This is a genomic window from Winogradskyella aurantia (genome assembly GCF_002266855.1).
Classification (GTDB): Bacteria; Bacteroidota; Bacteroidia; order Flavobacteriales; family Flavobacteriaceae; genus Winogradskyella; species Winogradskyella aurantia.
This window is the reverse complement of record NZ_NGJN01000002.1, coordinates 200,951-218,254: the sequence shown is the minus strand read 5'-3', so window position 1 is coordinate 218,254 and position 17,304 is coordinate 200,951. Positions and strand designations below refer to the sequence as shown.

The 17,304-nt window shown below is 36.8% G+C and carries 17 protein-coding genes; 16 read left to right on the top strand and 1 reads right to left on the bottom strand.

Features of this window, described 5'->3' with window-relative positions; all coding sequences use genetic code 11:
* Nucleotides 1-32: 32 nt before the first annotated feature.
* From CA834_RS04370 to CA834_RS04310, 13 genes are all read left to right on the top strand, one after another.
* Entirely contained in the window at nucleotides 33-719 is a 687-nt protein-coding gene (locus tag CA834_RS04370; RefSeq protein WP_094967455.1) for an LOG family protein, read from the top strand.
* Between the two features lie 22 nt (nucleotides 720-741).
* Nucleotides 742-2,016, top strand: coding sequence for a T9SS type A sorting domain-containing protein (locus CA834_RS04365; RefSeq protein WP_094967454.1), 1,275 nt, complete (start codon nucleotides 742-744; stop codon nucleotides 2,014-2,016).
* Between the two features lie 65 nt (nucleotides 2,017-2,081).
* On the top strand, nucleotides 2,082-4,853 hold the full coding sequence (locus CA834_RS04360) for a gluzincin family metallopeptidase (RefSeq protein ID WP_240507460.1): 2,772 nt from the start codon (nucleotides 2,082-2,084) through the stop codon (nucleotides 4,851-4,853).
* 154 nt (nucleotides 4,854-5,007) lie between these two features.
* Entirely contained in the window at nucleotides 5,008-7,419 is a 2,412-nt protein-coding gene (locus CA834_RS04355) for an alpha-ketoacid dehydrogenase subunit alpha/beta (RefSeq protein ID WP_094967452.1), read from the top strand.
* A gap of 131 nt (nucleotides 7,420-7,550) precedes the next feature.
* Complete coding sequence (ppk2, locus tag CA834_RS04350) at nucleotides 7,551-8,405, top strand: polyphosphate kinase 2 (RefSeq protein WP_094967451.1); 855 nt, start codon at nucleotides 7,551-7,553, stop codon at nucleotides 8,403-8,405.
* A complete protein-coding gene (gene ppk2 / locus CA834_RS04345) occupies nucleotides 8,405-9,235 on the top strand; it encodes a polyphosphate kinase 2 (protein ID WP_094967450.1) in 831 nt (276 codons plus the stop codon). Before ppk2 (CA834_RS04350) ends, ppk2 (CA834_RS04345) begins: the two co-directional genes overlap by 1 nt.
* A gap of 203 nt (nucleotides 9,236-9,438) precedes the next feature.
* Entirely contained in the window at nucleotides 9,439-9,705 is a 267-nt protein-coding gene (locus CA834_RS04340; RefSeq protein WP_094967449.1) for a YidH family protein, read from the top strand.
* A 123-nt stretch (nucleotides 9,706-9,828) separates the two neighbouring features.
* A complete protein-coding gene (locus tag CA834_RS04335) occupies nucleotides 9,829-10,482 on the top strand; it encodes a hypothetical protein (protein ID WP_094967448.1) in 654 nt (217 codons plus the stop codon).
* Between the two features lie 19 nt (nucleotides 10,483-10,501).
* Complete coding sequence (locus CA834_RS04330) at nucleotides 10,502-11,542, top strand: sensor histidine kinase (protein ID WP_165764751.1); 1,041 nt, start codon at nucleotides 10,502-10,504, stop codon at nucleotides 11,540-11,542.
* Nucleotides 11,532-12,221 carry a LytR/AlgR family response regulator transcription factor gene (locus tag CA834_RS04325; RefSeq protein WP_094967446.1) on the top strand — a complete coding sequence of 230 codons (690 nt, stop codon included), beginning with the start codon at nucleotides 11,532-11,534 and terminating at the stop codon, nucleotides 12,219-12,221. The genes CA834_RS04330 and CA834_RS04325 overlap by 11 nt, the downstream gene beginning before the upstream one ends.
* A gap of 1 nt (nucleotide 12,222) precedes the next feature.
* Nucleotides 12,223-12,702 carry a hypothetical protein gene (locus CA834_RS04320; RefSeq protein ID WP_094967445.1) on the top strand — a complete coding sequence of 160 codons (480 nt, stop codon included), beginning with the start codon at nucleotides 12,223-12,225 and terminating at the stop codon, nucleotides 12,700-12,702.
* Nucleotides 12,703-12,749: 47 nt separating this feature from the next.
* Nucleotides 12,750-13,565: a class I SAM-dependent methyltransferase gene (locus CA834_RS04315; RefSeq protein ID WP_094967444.1), complete on the top strand. Its 816-nt coding sequence runs from the start codon at nucleotides 12,750-12,752 to the stop codon at nucleotides 13,563-13,565.
* Between the two features lie 63 nt (nucleotides 13,566-13,628).
* Nucleotides 13,629-14,198 (top strand): DUF4136 domain-containing protein, encoded by a 570-nt coding sequence (locus tag CA834_RS04310; RefSeq protein ID WP_094967443.1) that lies wholly within the window; start codon nucleotides 13,629-13,631, stop codon nucleotides 14,196-14,198.
* Here CA834_RS04310 and CA834_RS04305 read toward each other — a convergent pair.
* Nucleotides 14,195-15,358 carry a THUMP domain-containing class I SAM-dependent RNA methyltransferase gene (locus CA834_RS04305; RefSeq protein ID WP_094967442.1) on the bottom strand — a complete coding sequence of 388 codons (1,164 nt, stop codon included), beginning with the start codon at nucleotides 15,356-15,358 and terminating at the stop codon, nucleotides 14,195-14,197. The genes CA834_RS04310 and CA834_RS04305 overlap by 4 nt on opposite strands.
* Nucleotides 15,359-15,414: 56 nt before the next feature.
* Here CA834_RS04305 and CA834_RS04300 point away from each other — a divergent pair, with 56 nt between their 5' ends.
* Genes CA834_RS04300 through CA834_RS04290 form a run of 3 tightly spaced genes read left to right on the top strand, consistent with a single transcriptional unit; the run spans nucleotide 15,415 to nucleotide 17,259 of the window.
* Nucleotides 15,415-16,146 carry a class I SAM-dependent methyltransferase gene (locus CA834_RS04300; RefSeq protein ID WP_094967441.1) on the top strand — a complete coding sequence of 244 codons (732 nt, stop codon included), beginning with the start codon at nucleotides 15,415-15,417 and terminating at the stop codon, nucleotides 16,144-16,146.
* Nucleotides 16,147-16,155: 9 nt separating this feature from the next.
* On the top strand, nucleotides 16,156-16,830 hold the full coding sequence (locus CA834_RS04295; RefSeq protein ID WP_094967440.1) for a ZIP family metal transporter: 675 nt from the start codon (nucleotides 16,156-16,158) through the stop codon (nucleotides 16,828-16,830).
* Complete coding sequence (locus tag CA834_RS04290) at nucleotides 16,831-17,259, top strand: DUF4268 domain-containing protein (RefSeq protein WP_094967439.1); 429 nt, start codon at nucleotides 16,831-16,833, stop codon at nucleotides 17,257-17,259.
* The last annotated feature ends 45 nt before the right edge of the window (nucleotides 17,260-17,304 follow it).

Genomic DNA, 17,304 nt, shown 5'->3' with positions numbered 1-17,304 from the left:
GAAAAAAACAGGCAACAATTGATTACTGATATATGAGAAAAGAACATAAGCATAAAGGTTGGAATGAAATAAAAACCAACGATTCTTGGGCCATTTTTAAAATTATGGGCGAATTTGTTGGTGGATATGAAAAGCTTAGTAAAATTGGACCATGTGTCTCTGTTTTCGGTTCGGCAAGAACCAAACCAGACCACAAATACTATCAATTGGCTGTTGATATCGCCGAGAAAATTGTAGAACAGGGCTATGGCATTATTACGGGAGGTGGGCCTGGTATTATGGAAGCCGGAAATAAGGGAGCTCATATTGCAGGAGGAACATCTGTAGGTTTAAATATCGATTTACCCTTTGAGCAACATGACAATCCCTATATAGATTCCGATAAGAGTTTAGATTTTGATTATTTCTTTGTACGCAAGGTAATGTTCGTAAAGTACTCCCAAGGTTTTGTAGTTATGCCTGGTGGTTTTGGAACACTTGACGAATTGTTTGAAGCCATGACCTTAATACAAACCCATAAAATTGAAACCTTTCCTATTATTTTGGTTGGAACGGAATTCTGGGGCGGTTTAGTAGACTGGATTAAAAATACCCTTATCACACAAGGAAATATCAGCCCAAAGGATCTCGACCTTTTCCATGTTGTGGACTCGGCAGATGAAGTTATAGACATCTTAAACAGTTTCTACAAGGAATACAGGCTCAGCCCTAATTTTTAAAGAAAACCAACCAGTTTAAGCCATGACCAAAAGAATCATTGGATGCCTACTACTTATGTCATTAGCAACCTTAGAACTGTCTTCGCAAGAAACATTTAAGGTTATGTTTTATAATTTGCTAAACTATCCTATAGAAGACGCTGTACCCAACAGGGAAGACGATTTAGAATTTATACTGGCAGATTATCAACCCGATTTGTTTTTAGTTTGCGAACTAAATACTATTACCGGCGCAAATAACGTTTTAAACATTGCAAGAACAGCCATAAATCAAAACATGGAAATGGCTACTTATGTTTCTAATACATCTGATGATTCTACAGGTGACCAAAACGACTTACAGAATTTGTTATATTACGATAGTACCAAATTTAGTATCGAAGAAGAAATTATTGTCCCAACGGATTTAAGAGACTTTAATGTCTATAAGTTAAAAGTAAATTCGGTTGAGCAAAACACCAACCCCATTGAGTTTTATGTCGTTGTTTGCCACTTAAAAGCTTCAAGCGGCGCCGACAACGAATTAAGACGCTTTAATATGGTTGCGGAATTAGATAATTATCTCAACAGTTTACCTGCCGATTCCAATATTGTACTTGGTGGCGACCTAAATCTTTATACGGCTTCGGAACCAGCCTTTCAAGAATTGCTGGACGCCACTAACCATATTACCTTTGCAGATCCGGCAAACCGTGTAGGCAGTTGGTCCAATAACCCCAGCTTTGTAGATGTATTTACACAGTCCACAAGAACACAAAGTGGCCTTGGTGGTACCAGTGGTGGATTTGATGATCGTTTCGATTTTATACTGACCTCTGAAAACATGTTAAGTACAACAAGCATTACTTATGTACCAGACTCCTACCAAGTCTACGGTAACAACGAGCTTTCGGCTTGTTACAACAGTGCCATAAATTCAACAGAGTGTGGATTAGCAGATTCAGAATTTTCATTTGCTATTAGAGACGCCTTACACAATTTTAGTGACCACTTGCCTGTAACCGTATCCTTGCAAACGGATGCAAGCTTGTCAACGATAGCTTCTCAAGAAATTTCTGCGCCACTAATGGTAAAGCAGACTGTTATTAATACAACCTTGACAATATACAATTCAGATTATACCCTTTCCAATAAAACGGTGGTCATATATAATAGTCTGGGTCAGGTTGTACAAACCCTAACACTTAATTCAAACCCGGAACAGAACCTAGACCTAAGTCAATTACAAATGGGTATGTATTATATAAAAGTTAAAGATTACGCCATAAATCCTGTAAAATTCATAATCTCTAATTGATAAAACACACATTCATAGTAGTTATTTGTTTATTCATCTATCCCAAATTATTTTCGCAAAATAAAATGGAAATTGATGCGATTGTGCATGTTGATTCCAAAACCATAGATATAACACAATCCATCATTTATTACAATAAAACAAAGGATACGCTTTCCGAGATTTATTTAAATGACTGGAACAATAGTTATTCTACTAAATCTACGCCATTGGCCAAAAGATTCGAGGAAGAGTTTAGTACTAAATTTCACTTGGCTAAAAATGACCTGCGCGGTTATACGGCTATCACCTCTATTGTAAATAAGGAGAATATCGACCTGGGCTTTTCAAGGCCTGAAGAACATCCGGATATTTTAAAAATAGAATTAAAAAACCCTCTTCTACCCGGTGAGGCGTACAATATAAAGTTGAGTTATAAATTGCTTATCCCAGATGCCACCTTTACCGATTATGGCTATACAAAAAATAAAGATTTTAATTTGAAGTATTGGTACATAACGCCAACGGTCTATGATGGCAAATGGCAATATTACAGCAATAAAAATTTGGATGACTTATTTGTTCCTGATTCAGAAATTTTTCTGCGTATTAAGTATCCTATTAATTATAAGGTGACTTCAGAACTCGATGTGATAGCGATGAGTCCAGATAATTTAAGTAAGACTGAAACTACAACGTTTTATGGAAAAAACAGGGTATGTACGTTTTTATCAATAAATAAGTTCCCACGCTACAGCTATATACAAACAGATGATTTTATACTTATTTCCAACATTAACGAAAAAGGTCTCCCTGCAGAAGAAAAGGCGCTTTTAACAGATAGGATAACGCGATACCTATCGAGTATTCTAGGCGATTATCCACACAAACGACTTTTAGTTACCAATATTGATTACAATAAAAATCCACTTTATGGACTGAACCAACTCCCCGACTTTTTAAGGCCTTTTCCAGATAACTTTCAGTATGAACTGAAGCTGTTGAAAACGTCCCTTAAAAAATATATTGACAATATTTTATTTCTAAATCCAAGGAAGGAACATTGGATAAGTGAAGGACTTCAAATTTATTTTCTCATGAAATATGTAGAGGAGTATTATCCAAACATGAAGCTGTTCGGTTCTCTCTCTAATATATGGGGGTTAAGGGCATTTCACGGGGCAGATCTTGATTTTAATTTTCAATACTTTCTCTATTCCATGGAGGTTGCCAGAAAAAACAGAGATCAAGCTCTATCAATATCAAAGGATTCACTGATAAAATTTAATGCCAATATCGCGGGGAAATATAAAGCTGGTATAGGATTAAACTATTTAGATGATTTTACAGACGATACCGCCTTATCGGAAGTCATTCTAGAATTTTTACAAAAATATAAGTTGAAGGACGTATCTACAGCGGATTTTGAAAATTTTGTCAAATCCAAAACCACTAAAGATATTGATTGGTTTTTTGAAGATTATGTAAAAACTCGAAAAAAAATTGATTTTAAAATTAAATCTGTTGAAACCACTGAAGATTCTATAAGGGTCACCATAAAAAATAAGCGGAAGAATACCATGCCTATATCATTATTTAATTTAAGCAATGATTCTGTCATAGGCAAAATGTGGGTTGAGGATATTAAAGGCACTAAAACGGTTACACTGCCCAAAGACAGTACGGATAAATTTGTACTTGACTATTATAACATCATCCCTGAATTCAATCAACGAGACAACTACAGAACAGTAAAAGGTTCCTTTTTGAATAATAAACCATTTCAATTTAGAATTTTTAAGGATATTGAAGACCCCGACTACAATCAGGTGTTCCTCATGCCCTTGGTTGAATTCAACAACATTTATGATGGTTTAACCCTAGGAACAAAGGTTTATAACAAGACCATCTTAAGGAAACGTCTTAATTACCGGTTTTCACCGCAATATGCCACGAAATCACGAGCCTTGACTGGATCAGCGTCGGTATTTTATACCCATAACCTTGAAAATCAAAACCTATTTGATATCACCTACGGAATTTCTGCTGGTTACCAATCCTTTGCCCAAGATGCATTTTTTACCAGGTTGAGACCATCCATATCCTTTACGTTTAGGGACGATAAAGACTTTAGAAAAGACAGAATAGACCAGATTTCAGCCCGCTATGTGAGTATATCACGAGAGCTTGGAGAAGATGCCATTGTAGAAATTGATGAGCCAGATTACGGTGTTTTTAATTTAAGATATGTGCGCTCAAAACCAGGTATTATTAATTTCTCCCGTTTTGCCACTGATTTTCAAGTAGCTGATAAATTCAGTAAACTGTCGCTAAATTATGAATTCAGGACACTGACTAAAACCAATCGCAATTTTAACCTCAGACTTTTTGCAGGGGTCTTTCTAGAAAACAATAACGATCCCAATTCAGATTATTTTAGTTTCGCCTTAGACCGACCAACCGATTATTTATTCGATTTAAATTATTTAGGTCGTTCTGAAGATGCTGGTCTGTTTAGCCAACAAATTATAATCGCGGAAGGTGGGTTTAAATCGCAATTGGAGACTCCTTTTGCTAATCAATGGATAGCTACAGCAAACTTTAGTACCTCTATTTGGCGTTACATTCAAGCTTATGGTGATATAGGATTTGTAAAAAATAAATTTGCCTCGGCCACATTGGTTTATGATTCTGGAATACGATTAAATTTAGTAGAAGATTATTTTGAAATTTATTTTCCAATTTATTCCAACTTAGGCTGGGAGATTTCACAACCCAATTACGACCAGCGCATTCGCTTTATGTTTACGGTGGACCCTCAGGTCCTTTTGGGTCTATTTAGACGAAAATGGTATTAGCATATTCGTATCAAAACCCTAATAATTGATTATTTTTTGAATAATTCCTTGTTCTGAGATATTTTTTTTGTGATATATTCAATTTTATAACAATGTTGCCTATTGCGAAAAATTTGAGAATTTCGTACTTTCGCAAAGCTGAAAAAGAGCCATTATGAAGACAAACCCTGACATAAAAACTGAAATCACATTCCAAGACTTTAAATCTGAAGTTATCAATGACTATAAACTTGCCGTAACGAGTCGTGAATGTAGTTTGCTCGGTAGACGAGAGGTATTGACCGGTAAGGCCAAATTCGGGATTTTTGGTGACGGAAAGGAAATTCCCCAAATTGCTTGGGCCAAGGCTTTTCAAAATGGAGATTTTAGAAGTGGTTATTATCGCGACCAAACCTTTATGATGGCTATAGGAGAGCTTTCTATAGAGCAATTCTTCGCGGGCTTATATGCCAATACCGACCTAGAACAAGAGCCTATGTCTGCTGGTCGGCAAATGGGTGGACATTTTGCTACCCATAGCCTCGATGACAAAGGCAATTGGAAAGACCTCACCGCTCAAAAAAACTCAAGTGCAGATATTTCTCCTACTGCTGGACAAATGCCGCGCTTATTAGGATTGGCACAAGCCTCTAAAATTTACAGAAATGTCAAGGGTATCGATACCACTGGGTTTTCCAAAAATGGAGATGAAGTGGCTTGGGGAACCATTGGAAACGCTAGTACCAGTGAAGGCCTCTTTTTTGAGACTATCAATGCCGCAGGAGTTCTTCAAGTACCAATGGTGATTAGTATTTGGGATGATGAGTATGGTATCTCGGTTCATGCAAGACATCAAACAACCAAAGAAAATATCTCAGAGATTCTCAAAGGTTTCCAACGTGATGAAAACGGTAAGGGTTATGAAATATTTAGGGTCAACGGATGGAACTATCCAGAACTAATTGACGTTTATCAGCGCGCTTCACAATTGGCCAGAAAAGAGCATGTTCCAGTAATGATTCATGTCATGGAACTAACTCAGCCTCAAGGACACTCAACATCCGGGTCACATGAGCGCTACAAAGACAAGGATCGATTAGCTTGGGAGGCCGAATATGATTGTAATGCTCAGATGCGCGCTTGGATAATTGATAATAATATCGCTTCAGAAGAGGAACTAAAAACTCTTGAAAAAGACATCAAAAAAGAAGTTAGAGATGGTAAAAAAGCCGCATGGTCTGCTTTTATCAATCCAATAATAAAGGAACGCGATGAAGCCATTAACATATTAGATAAACTTATAAGCACAAGTCCAAACGGCGTTTTTATAACTAAACTTCGCAATGATTTGGCGGCTATCGATGAGCCCTTGCGCAAGGATATCTTATCTCACACACGCCAAGCTTTACGTTATGTGGTATCTGAATCATCAACTGAGAAATCAGAATTCCAAGATTGGATCAATGGGTACATAAATCGAATGCAACCAAAATACAGCTCGCATTTACATAGTGTTTCACATCAAAAAGCCATTAACCAAACTGAAGTCTTACCAACTTATGACGCGGATGCCAAAGAGGTTGATGGACGTATTGTATTACGAGATAATTTTGAGGCCCTCTTCAATGCATACCCTGAGACTTTGGTTTTTGGTGAAGACACAGGTCATATAGGAGATGTTAATCAAGGGCTAGAAGGTTTACAGGAAAAATTTGGTGAACTACGCGTGGCAGATACGGGCATCAGGGAAGCGACGATTCTCGGTCAGGGTATCGGAATGGCTATGCGAGGTCTAAGGCCAATTGCTGAAATCCAATATTTGGACTATATCCTGTATGCTATTCAGATTATGAGTGACGACCTTGCTACTGTGCAATACAGGACAAAAGGGCGACAAAAAGCTCCGGTGATTGTAAGAACACGTGGTCATCGATTAGAAGGTATTTGGCATTCGGGGTCGCAGATGGGTGGAATTTTAAATTTGATAAGAGGTATACATGTGCTTGTCCCTAGAAATATGACCAAAGCAGCGGGGTTCTACAATACACTTTTAGAAAGTGATGAACCAGCGCTAATTGTGGAATGTCTCAATGGTTATCGATTAAAGGAAAAACGTCCTAATAATATAGGGGAATTTAAGACCCCAATAGGTGTAGTAGAAACGCTCAAGGAAGGTGAAGATATTACTCTGGTGTCCTATGGTTCTACCTTACGTTTGGTTGAACAGGCCGCTAAGGAATTAATGCAACTTGGTATAGATGCTGAAATTATTGATGTGCAATCCCTTTTACCTTTTGACTTAAATCACGATATCGTAAAAAGTGTAGCCAAAACCAACCGACTTATGGTCATTGATGAAGATGTGAAAGGTGGCGCTTCCGCTTTTATTTTAGATCAAGTATTGAATGTACAGAATGCATACGAATTCCTGGATAGCGCACCTAGAACCTTAGCTGCCAAAGCTCATAGACCTGCTTATGGAACGGATGGTGATTATTTTACAAAACCATCAACCGAAGATATTTTTGAGGCGGTTTATGCCGTTATGCACGAAGCTAACCCTAAAGACTTTCCTAAACTACGATAAGTCTTTGCGAAATAAATAGTACTGACCTCTTTGCCATGCGAAGAGGTTATTTTATTTTGTAGCATGATATATGTCATAAACTTTAGCTACTGTAAATTTTAACTTTGATAGTTAAGCTCATCTATTTCTATATGTTAACACGAGATATACTTTCCTCCTTTAAGAAAAAATCAGATTTACTGAATTACCTTCAACAACATCAAGAGGACAATCCAACCATTAAATCGGCCCTAGACAAATATGCCTATGAGCAAGAGTTATTGCCTTTACAGGCTGAGCTCGTAGATTTTCAGCGATGGGTACAGAAAGAAAACAGAAAAATAGCTATCATTTTTGAAGGTCGTGATGCTTCTGGCAAGGGTGGGACCATCAAACGATTTAAAGAGCATTTAAATCCAAGGGCTATGCGTGTCGTGGCCTTAAACAAACCAACTGAAATTGAAAAGAACCAGTGGTATTTTAACCGCTATATAAAGGAATTGCCCAACGCTGGAGAAATTGTTTTCTTTGATAGAAGCTGGTACAACAGGGCCGTTGTGGAGCCTGTTATGGGCTTCTGCACACCCCAACAGTATAATCGTTTTATTATCCAAGTGCCGGAATTTGAAAATATGCTTTATGAATCAGGCACTACCATTATTAAATTTTGGTTCTCTGTGTCAAAAGATGAGCAGAAAAGACGGTTTGAAAAACGCCTCAACAATGCACTTAAAAAGTGGAAGTTCAGTCCGGTTGACCAGAAGGGCCAAGAATTATGGGATGACTTTACCAAGTATAAGAACCAAATGTTTTCAAGGACACACAACACCTTTAGCCCATGGGTTGTCATAAAGGCGAATGACAAAAAACAAGCGCGTTTAGAGAGCATCAAATATGTCTTAAGCCTCTTTGAGTATGACAATAAGGGCAGTAACTGCAAGACGATTCTTCCAGACCCAAATATTGTGCAGCGCTATTTTAGAAACACCATACAACTCGACCGCTAATGACCGACAAATTAAATCTCACAGAAAAGGATATCGATATCATTAACTCCAAAAAAGGATTGGAAGCACTGTTGCGACTGAGTCGCTTGGACTACAATAAAGGCATTAAAAATGTAAAATATGAGAAACGCTTGGAAAAGCTCCAGGAAGAGATGCTCATTCTACAACAATGGGTAGCCAACAATAATAAAAAAGTAATCATACTATTTGAAGGCCGTGATGCAGCGGGCAAGGGTGGTGCTATCCGTAGAATCATTCAACATCTCCCGCCGAGAGCAATCCGCGTCGTAGCCTTGCCCAAACCAAATGAAACCGAATTAGGCCAATGGTATTTTCAGCGCTACATAAATCGATTACCCAATAATGGTGAAATTGTATTTTTTGACCGTAGTTGGTATAACAGGGCTATTGTAGAACCCGTAAACAATTTTTGCACCCAACAGCAATACAAAACTTTTATGGGCCAAGTCAATGAATTTGAAAAGATGATACAAGACTCCGGAATCATCTTATTAAAACTCTACTTTTCAATTACCAAAAACGAACAAGAGCGACGTTTCAAGGATATTGTAACCTCGCCAATTAAAAAATGGAAATATAGCGATGTAGATAGAAAGGCCTTAACCCTTTGGGATGAGTACACCGTTTATAAAGAAGCCATGTTTCAGCAAACCCAGAAGGCTGCACCTTGGAAAATTATTAAAGCCAATAGAAAAACGAATGCCCGGATAAGAGCTTTTGAATATATCTTAAACCAAATTCCATACGAGAATAAGGATGTATCACAGATTAAGCATAAACCCTTTAAAAGCATTGTCGAAGACGACTAAAACAACGCCTTATGTGAAAATAAAAAGTTCTTGACTAAATACATATCTAAAAAGACCGTCTTAAGATGTTTACTAGTGTTTTTCAATTAACCCTGTTATCACTAAACCTAAGGATGGTATTACATCATGGGTTTTATGAATCCTTAGCGTGGTATGGATGATTTTTTATGATTAACTTGTAGGGCATCTAAATACTTAACCACATGGATTCTAAAAACGAGCACTTAATAATGCGTGATTGGCTTGCTATAGAACGTACTAAACTCGCTAACGAACGCACATTCCTTGCCTATTTCAGAACTTTCTTGGTCATTTTAGGAACCGGAATAACCATCATAAAACTAGATCTCTTTAGAGAGTTAAAGTCATTTGGGATTATCCTTATTGTATCGTCCATTTTCATTTTATGTATTGGTGTTTTTAGATTGTTTAGGGTAAAAAGAACCATTCGAAAACACTACAAAGAGTAGCACCGCAATTGTCATGGTTTAAGATTAATAGTGTTTGACATGAGCAGAATAATGTTTGTCGAAAATTGTTGTATTGATGAGAAGATATTTTGAGTTTAGCCTAAACTTTTAAAATCGGATATTATGAAACCAAAACATGTATTAGTAGCTTTAGCCTTAGTCTTATTTAGTTCTTGTATTGTAAAATCCATAAACCCCTTTTACTTAAAGGAAAAGGTAAAGTTTAATCCCAAACTTGTTGGCAGTTGGTCTAGCTCTAAAACAAGCACCTGGGAAATCGTTTCCTTTAAAACAGCCTACGAGGCAGAAAACAACGATAAAGCCCAACTCTCCAAGGAGGAACGCGATGCTTTTGAGCGTTATAAGGAAGCCTATATCATTGAATATACAAGTTCCAATAAGGAAGCGTCTTTTATTGCCATGCCATTTTTAGTGGGAGAACATTTATTCCTTGATTTTACGCCATTTGAGTACGAGAGCGAAGATTTAAATAGCCTGGCCGCACAACACCTCTTAAAGACCCATTCCGTAACTTATGTAGATTTTCAAGACGATGGTTCCATTAAACTTAAATGGCTTGACGAATCGGTTGTGAAAGAGCTTATTAAAAGCAATAAAATGCGTATTAAGCATGAGGAAACTGGAATAGATGATGATTTCGTCTTAACTGCAAGCAGTGATGAACTATACCGTTTTTTAGAAAAGTTTATGGCGTCTGACATTGAGAATAAATGGGATAAGGATGTCATTAAAACCTTGAAACCAAATAATGCGTAGTCTCAGCTTAAATACACTTATGCATAAATCAAATATCCATAGACCACTGGTTTTTCACAGTGTGCTATGGATATTGGCCTTTGTGGTTTTAATATTTGTCTTTACCAAGGGAAAACGCCCTGTGCGCATCGATTACCTCTATACCATCTCATTTTTGATATTAATATCAATTCCTGTCTGCCTAAATTTTTACGTTTTGATGCCTAGGTTTTTAAAGCAGGAAAGATATCTCAACTATGTTATTGCCTTTATTTTAAATGCCTCAATTTTCGGCTATATCATATTTCGGTTTTTCCAACCGCTTATAGATAGTTTGTTCCCCTCCTATTTCTTTATTTCTTATTTAACCCATAATAACCTGATAATTGTTGTCACTATTTTCTTAGTGAGTTCGACATTGATGAAATTAGCAGAAGACTGGTTTTATTTCAATGCCAGTGAGAATAAAAGTTTAAAATTTAAAAATCAACAAATCGAAACCCAACTATTTGCATTGCGGTCTCAGATAAATCCCCATTTCCTGTTCAATTCCCTTAATGTTATATATGCACTCGCTTTAGATAAGAAATCAAGCATTACCAATGCAATTGTTGAGCTTTCTGATATTTTGAGGTATGTCATTTATGATAGTGATACGGAACGTGTTCAGTTAAAGGATGAAATACTCCTTTTAAAGAACTTTATAGCCTTTCAAAATTACCGTTTAGAAACACCACATAAAACCGAATTGAACATAGATGTGGAAAATGAAACGTTTGAAATTTATCCTATGCTACTGCTTCCGTTATTGGAGAATAGCTATAAGCACGGTACCATTTCAGGCACTGACACTGCACCCATAAAGATTAAACTACAACAGAAGGGCACAAAATTTCTATTTCATATATCAAATCCTATATTACACACCCAAAACCAACTAAAAAACAAACACAGCGGTATAGGGTTGGAAAACTTAAGAAACAACTTAAAATTGGTTTACCCCAATAGGCATACCTTTGAAATTGAGACCAATGACGACATATTTAAGGTTAAATTAGAACTTCAAACGGATGTCGAATAAAAATATAACATGTCTTATTGTCGATGACGAAAAGTCATCACAGCGTGTTTTACAACACTTCATCTCAGAGACTGAGGTCTTGGAACTAAAGGCTATTTGCAACAATGCGGCAGAGGCATTCAAATATTTACAACTCCATGATTCTATAGATCTTCTTTTTTTGGATATCAATATGCCGAGGCAGTCAGGACTGGATTTCTATAAATCCCTAAAACAACCGCCAAAAGTTATTTTTACAACAGCCTACCCCCAATTTGCAATAGAAGGTTTTGAAGTCAATGCTGTCGACTATTTACTTAAACCCATAGCCTATGACCGGTTTTTAACTGCCATAAATAAAGTATTGGAATTAAACAGCCCTAACAATTCCCATGACGATTTTGTAGTTCTTAAAGAAAACAAAGCCCTGCACAAGATATTTTACAAAGACATTCAATATGTGGAAGCTTTTGGTGATTATGTTAAGGTACACACCGAACCTAAAACCATAGTGACCCATAGCACCTTTTCTAGTTTCATTGATAATCTACCCCATTACTTTTTGCGTGTGCATAAATCATTTTCAATTAACCTTAACCGTATGAACTATTTGAGCGGAAATCAAATTAGCGTTGACGAACATATGATTCCAATTGGCCAGACCTACAAAAAAGCTGTTTTAAAAGCCTTAAATTTGTAATATGAAGATTGCATCTATTGTTACTATTAGAAAGGAACTCCGTCATTTAAACAAGGAAGAACTTTTAGAACTATGCCTGCGTTTAGGGCGCTTTAAAAAAGAAAATAAGGCACTACTCACCTACTTACTCTTTGAAGCCCATGATGAAGATGGGTACATTGAGAGCGTAAAGACAACTTTAGACGAGCTATTTGAAGGGATAAACACAGATAGCTATTTCTACATGAAGAAAACCATACGAAAGATATTAAGGCAGATAAGAACCTACAGTAAATATTCCAATAAGAAAACTACAGAAGTTGAGCTACTCCTGTATTTCTGTGAGCGTTTAAATGAGCTTAACCCCTCTATCCATCGCAACAGAACACTAAGCAATCTATACCTGCGACAAATTGAGAGTTTGAAGAAAAAAATTGCGGTATTGCACGAGGATTTGCAATTCGATTATAACATGCAATTAAATGACCTGTCTAAGATTTAGCATTATTTCTATATTTACCCCCAAATTATATTAGTCTTTAAGCCTCAATGAACAAAGGATACCTTTCAAATGTATTGCGACGTGTTAAGCTCTTTTATCTTGCGGACTGGATTCGTTTTTACCTAAAAAAAATTCTAAATTACCCTAAGAATTCTAGATTTAAACGAAACTATCCAGAGGTTGTCCTTCCTCCAGATTATTTAATGTATGAGTCCTTTCAGTTAGATTATGATAAGTATTTTAATGGGGGTTATAAAAATGCTAAATGGATTGTAGGCTACTTAAAAAAATACATCACGCTGCAAGATTTGAACATTTTGGATTGGGGCTGTGGACCCGGCAGGGTTATTAGGCATATGCCGAAAATAATAAATAATGGTTGTAGATTTTACGGTACGGACTATAATGAGAAATCCATTAATTGGTGTAAAAGTCATTTAACTAAAATTGATTTCAACAAAAATTCATTAAAGGCCCAACTGCCATACGAAAATAACGTCATGGATATTATTTATGGTATTTCTATTTTCACCCATCTATCTGATGAGATGCACCATGATTGGTTTAAAGAACTTCATCGCATATTAAAACCCGGGGGAATCATGTTCCTAACTACACATGGAGATAACTTTAAGGTTAAACTAGATAAGGCAGAATTAAAGCAATACAATCAGGGACAAGTCGTAGTGCGAGGTGAGGTAAAGGAGGGTCATCGCACCTATTGTGCTTTCCAACCAAAAACCTTTATGCACAATCTTTTTGCCAATGTTGACATTTTAGAACATGACGAGTTAATATCAGAGTCTAAAAATTGGGTACCACAGGATGTTTGGATTATAAGAAAGCCTTCTTTGTTGAAATGATAATTGTCATAGTTATTCTAAGGCATTATCCCGAAATTTAGTGACATTATAAATTTTAAAGTCATGAGAGTTTCTGCCATTAGTTCAGCTTTAATATTGCTTCTCCTTTTCAACTGTGCTTCAACAAGTGAGGTTATTTATGATTATAACCTCAATGTTGATTTTAACCAATTCGATACTTATGTACTCTGTATGGACGATTTTTTTATAGAACACACCAACCATCCAAAGCTTGATACTGAGCTTACAAGACAAATGATTGGCGATGCCGTTGCTGTTGAAATGGAAAAAAAGAACCATCGCACAAATGTTTTTGAACCACAACTTCAAGCAGGATTTAGAATTTTAATTAGTGAGGAAACCGCCCAATTCAAAAACTGTGAACATTCGGAGGATTTGGAGTATTGGGAAAATTGCACCATTCACCAAGAAACCTATGAGGAAGAAACCCTTGTTGTATATGTTGCCGATTTCAACACCAATAAAGTCCTATGGCATGCCTCTATACTTTGTGACCTCAAGAAGCCAAAAAACAAATTAAGACCCTATATAAACGGTTTGGTTAAAGACCTGTTTGCAACCTACCCCAAGACCGAGGTAGCGCCACACCCAGATGAGGACAAAGTATTTTAAACAGATTCGTTTTTTGCCTTTCGGCTGCCTTCGTACATTTCGTATTTTACAAAACGTGCTTCTAACTTGGCATTGAACACCTTTATTTTTCGTGAGGGCCTCAGACCAATATGTTTCAATGCATCTAGATTAGACGTCACCAACCATGCATTGGTATTCGGGTAGCCGTGTTTAAGTGTACTGCCAATATTCCCGTAAAACTCCTCAATATTTAAATTTTCCAAGCGTTCACCATAGGGCGGATTAAATACCATATGTAGTTTATCTGACCCTGCTTTTTGGGTCTTGAAGAAATCCTCGTGCTTAATGGTTATAAATTCCTGTAGATGTGCATTCTTTATGTTTTCTTGTGCTTTGCGCACCGCAGAAGGTGATTTATCGTAGCCCAAAATCCTATGGTGAAAATCGCGGGTTTTCTTTAATAGTGATTCTTCAATAGTTTCAAATAATTCTACGTCCCAGTCGTTCCAGCGCTCAAAAGCAAACTCCTTGCGCATTAAGCTTGGTGGAATATTACAGGCAATCATAGCGGCCTCGGCCAAAATAGTTCCACTGCCGCACATAGGGTCCATAAAATCACATTGACCGTCCCAACCGCTCATCATGATAAGTCCTGCAGCTAAGACCTCATTGATAGGAGCTATATTTGTAGCCGTCTTATAACCGCGTTTATGCAAAGACTCTCCCGAAGTATCTAAAGAAATAGTACATCGTTGACGATCTATATGTACATTGATTTTTAAATCAGGAAATCTCAAATCTACATTAGGCCGCTCACCGCTTTGATCCCTAAAACGGTCAACAATGGCATCCTTCGCCTTTAGCGCTGTGTATTTAGAGTGTGTAAAAACACTGTTATGTACGGTTGCATCAACAGCTAATGATCCTGAGGACTTTAAGTAATCTTCCCACGGTATGGACTTTACATTATTATAGAGATCATCTTCACGTACTACCCTAAAGGATTTTATGGGTTTCAGGATTTTTATCGCTGTCCTTATACCAAGATTGGCCTTGTACATAAAACCTTTATCTCCCACAAAACTAACGTTTCGTATCCCTTTTTCTACATCCATTGCACCTAGTTGAGTGAGTTCATTTGCTAAAATATCCTCAAACCCAAATAAGGTTTTGGCCACCATTTTGAAATTATTGTCCATTTTTAACGTCTAACAGGTTGCAAAAATACAGTATTTTTACACGACACATTTACAATATGGCTAAATCAATGACGAAATGGTATGCTTCCTGGTTTAATACGCCTTACTACCATATTTTGTATAAGGATAGAGATTATTCGGAAGCACAGCGTTTTATGGACAATCTGGTCAACTATCTCAATGTCCCTGATGGTGGGAGCATTTTGGATTTGGCCTGTGGTAAAGGTCGGCATTCCATTTATCTCAATCAGTTGGGATATAAGGTCACTGGCATAGATTTATCCGAACAGAGTATAGCACATGCCAAGCAATTTGAGAACAACACCCTGTCCTTTGAGGTTCATGACATGACCCAAGCTTATCCCGAAACATTTGATGCGGTATTTAACTTATTTACAAGTTTTGGATATTTTGAAGATGAACGGAGTAATTTAGAAACTATTATCGCTATTAAGCAGGAATTAAACAGCCATGGTTTTGGGGTAATTGATTTTATGAACGTAAATTATGTCACTAAACACCTCATCAGTGCAGATATCAAAACTGTTGACGGCATCAATTTTCACCAAAAAAGACGAGTTGAGGACGGTTATATCATTAAAGACATAGCATTTACTGTAAATAACGAAAGGTACGAATTTCAAGAACGTGTAAAAGCGCTTACCCTAAACGATTTTAATGCCCTTTTTGATGAAGCAGGCGTTCACCTTTTAGATATTTTTGGTGATTACCAATTAAATAGATTCCACCCAGAGGATTCTGAACGTTTGATTATGATATTTAAATAAATTGATGGCATGAATAAGTATCTTTTTCCTGTTTATGCGATTATTATTGGTGTGGCTATTGCGCTTTTAACTAAAAAGCAGAAGACTATTGGCACCAAACTTCTACTCTCTTTTAGTGGTGCCTTCCTTCTAGCCTTAACCTTATTTGACCTGTTACCAGAGGTCTATGACCATCTCAATGCTAAGCAAACGGGCCTTTTTATTATGATGGGTATTTTATTGCAAATTGTATTAGAACTCTTTTCCAAGGGTGCCGAGCACGGGCATGTACACATTCATAAAACAAATAATAGATTTCCCTGGATGCTCTTCATTAGCCTTTGTATTCACAGTTTACTGGAAGGTTTTCCAATCCATCAACACAATGACATGGTTTACGGTGTGTTAATCCATAAAATACCCATTGCCGCCCTTCTAACGGTATTTTTATTAGAATCGCCTTATACCACCTTGCAGCGCGTTTCCTTTATGGTTGTATTTGGCGCCATGACTCCTTTAGGCACCTATATTTCAAACAATATAAATGCTGTAAATAATTATGTCCCCATAATAAATGCAATAGTCATTGGTATTTTTTTACATATTTCAACAACTATATTGTTTGAAACCGGTGAAGGCCATAAATTTAATTTATCTAAGCTAATCGCTATTGGCTTGGGTATATTAATTGCCTATTTTATTTAAATGTTTAGTAAGGAAGAATCTCGACAACTACGCCACGAATTCTGGACCAGTTTTGGTAAATCATTTCCAAAAAAATGGGTGTTATACAATACCAAGACAAAAGGCCTAAGTTTTAAATTTCATTTTGATACGACATCGGCTTTGGTTGCACTAGATCTTGAGGATGATTTGGAGAACCGCATTAATTACTGGGAAAAGCTCTTAGCCCTAAAAACTATTTTAACCCGTGACTACTTACCAGAAGTAATTTACAAGGAAGAATACCTTCTAGCCAATGGCAAAGAAATTTCTCGAATTTATGTTCCACTTAAGGCTAAGGTCTCCATCCATAATAAAAACGCATGGCGTGATGTTATGGTCTTTTTTAATACTCATATGAGTCTATTTGAGGCCTTTTTTGAAGATTATCGAGAGGTTATTAAAGACTAACTTTCAGGCATAAAGGTCTGTATAAAAAAACAATCCACTGACATA

Bases quoted from the DNA above. Each gene is read 5' to 3' on its own strand.
- CA834_RS04370 (WP_094967455.1), top strand. From the start codon at position 33: ATGAGAAAAGAACATAAGCATAAAGGTTGGAATGAAATAAAAACCAAC.
- CA834_RS04365 (WP_094967454.1), top strand. From the start codon at position 742: ATGACCAAAAGAATCATTGGATGCCTACTACTTATGTCATTAGCAACC.
- CA834_RS04360 (WP_240507460.1), top strand. From the start codon at position 2,082: ATGGAAATTGATGCGATTGTGCATGTTGATTCCAAAACCATAGATATA.
- CA834_RS04355 (WP_094967452.1), top strand. From the start codon at position 5,008: ATGAAGACAAACCCTGACATAAAAACTGAAATCACATTCCAAGACTTT.
- ppk2 (WP_094967451.1), top strand. From the start codon at position 7,551: ATGTTAACACGAGATATACTTTCCTCCTTTAAGAAAAAATCAGATTTA.
- ppk2 (WP_094967450.1), top strand. From the start codon at position 8,405: ATGACCGACAAATTAAATCTCACAGAAAAGGATATCGATATCATTAAC.
- CA834_RS04340 (WP_094967449.1), top strand. From the start codon at position 9,439: ATGGATTCTAAAAACGAGCACTTAATAATGCGTGATTGGCTTGCTATA.
- CA834_RS04335 (WP_094967448.1), top strand. From the start codon at position 9,829: ATGAAACCAAAACATGTATTAGTAGCTTTAGCCTTAGTCTTATTTAGT.
- CA834_RS04330 (WP_165764751.1), top strand. From the start codon at position 10,502: ATGCATAAATCAAATATCCATAGACCACTGGTTTTTCACAGTGTGCTA.
- CA834_RS04325 (WP_094967446.1), top strand. From the start codon at position 11,532: ATGTCGAATAAAAATATAACATGTCTTATTGTCGATGACGAAAAGTCA.
- CA834_RS04320 (WP_094967445.1), top strand. From the start codon at position 12,223: ATGAAGATTGCATCTATTGTTACTATTAGAAAGGAACTCCGTCATTTA.
- CA834_RS04315 (WP_094967444.1), top strand. From the start codon at position 12,750: ATGAACAAAGGATACCTTTCAAATGTATTGCGACGTGTTAAGCTCTTT.
- CA834_RS04310 (WP_094967443.1), top strand. From the start codon at position 13,629: ATGAGAGTTTCTGCCATTAGTTCAGCTTTAATATTGCTTCTCCTTTTC.
- CA834_RS04305 (WP_094967442.1), bottom strand. From the start codon at position 15,358: ATGGACAATAATTTCAAAATGGTGGCCAAAACCTTATTTGGGTTTGAG.
- CA834_RS04300 (WP_094967441.1), top strand. From the start codon at position 15,415: ATGGCTAAATCAATGACGAAATGGTATGCTTCCTGGTTTAATACGCCT.
- CA834_RS04295 (WP_094967440.1), top strand. From the start codon at position 16,156: ATGAATAAGTATCTTTTTCCTGTTTATGCGATTATTATTGGTGTGGCT.
- CA834_RS04290 (WP_094967439.1), top strand. From the start codon at position 16,831: ATGTTTAGTAAGGAAGAATCTCGACAACTACGCCACGAATTCTGGACC.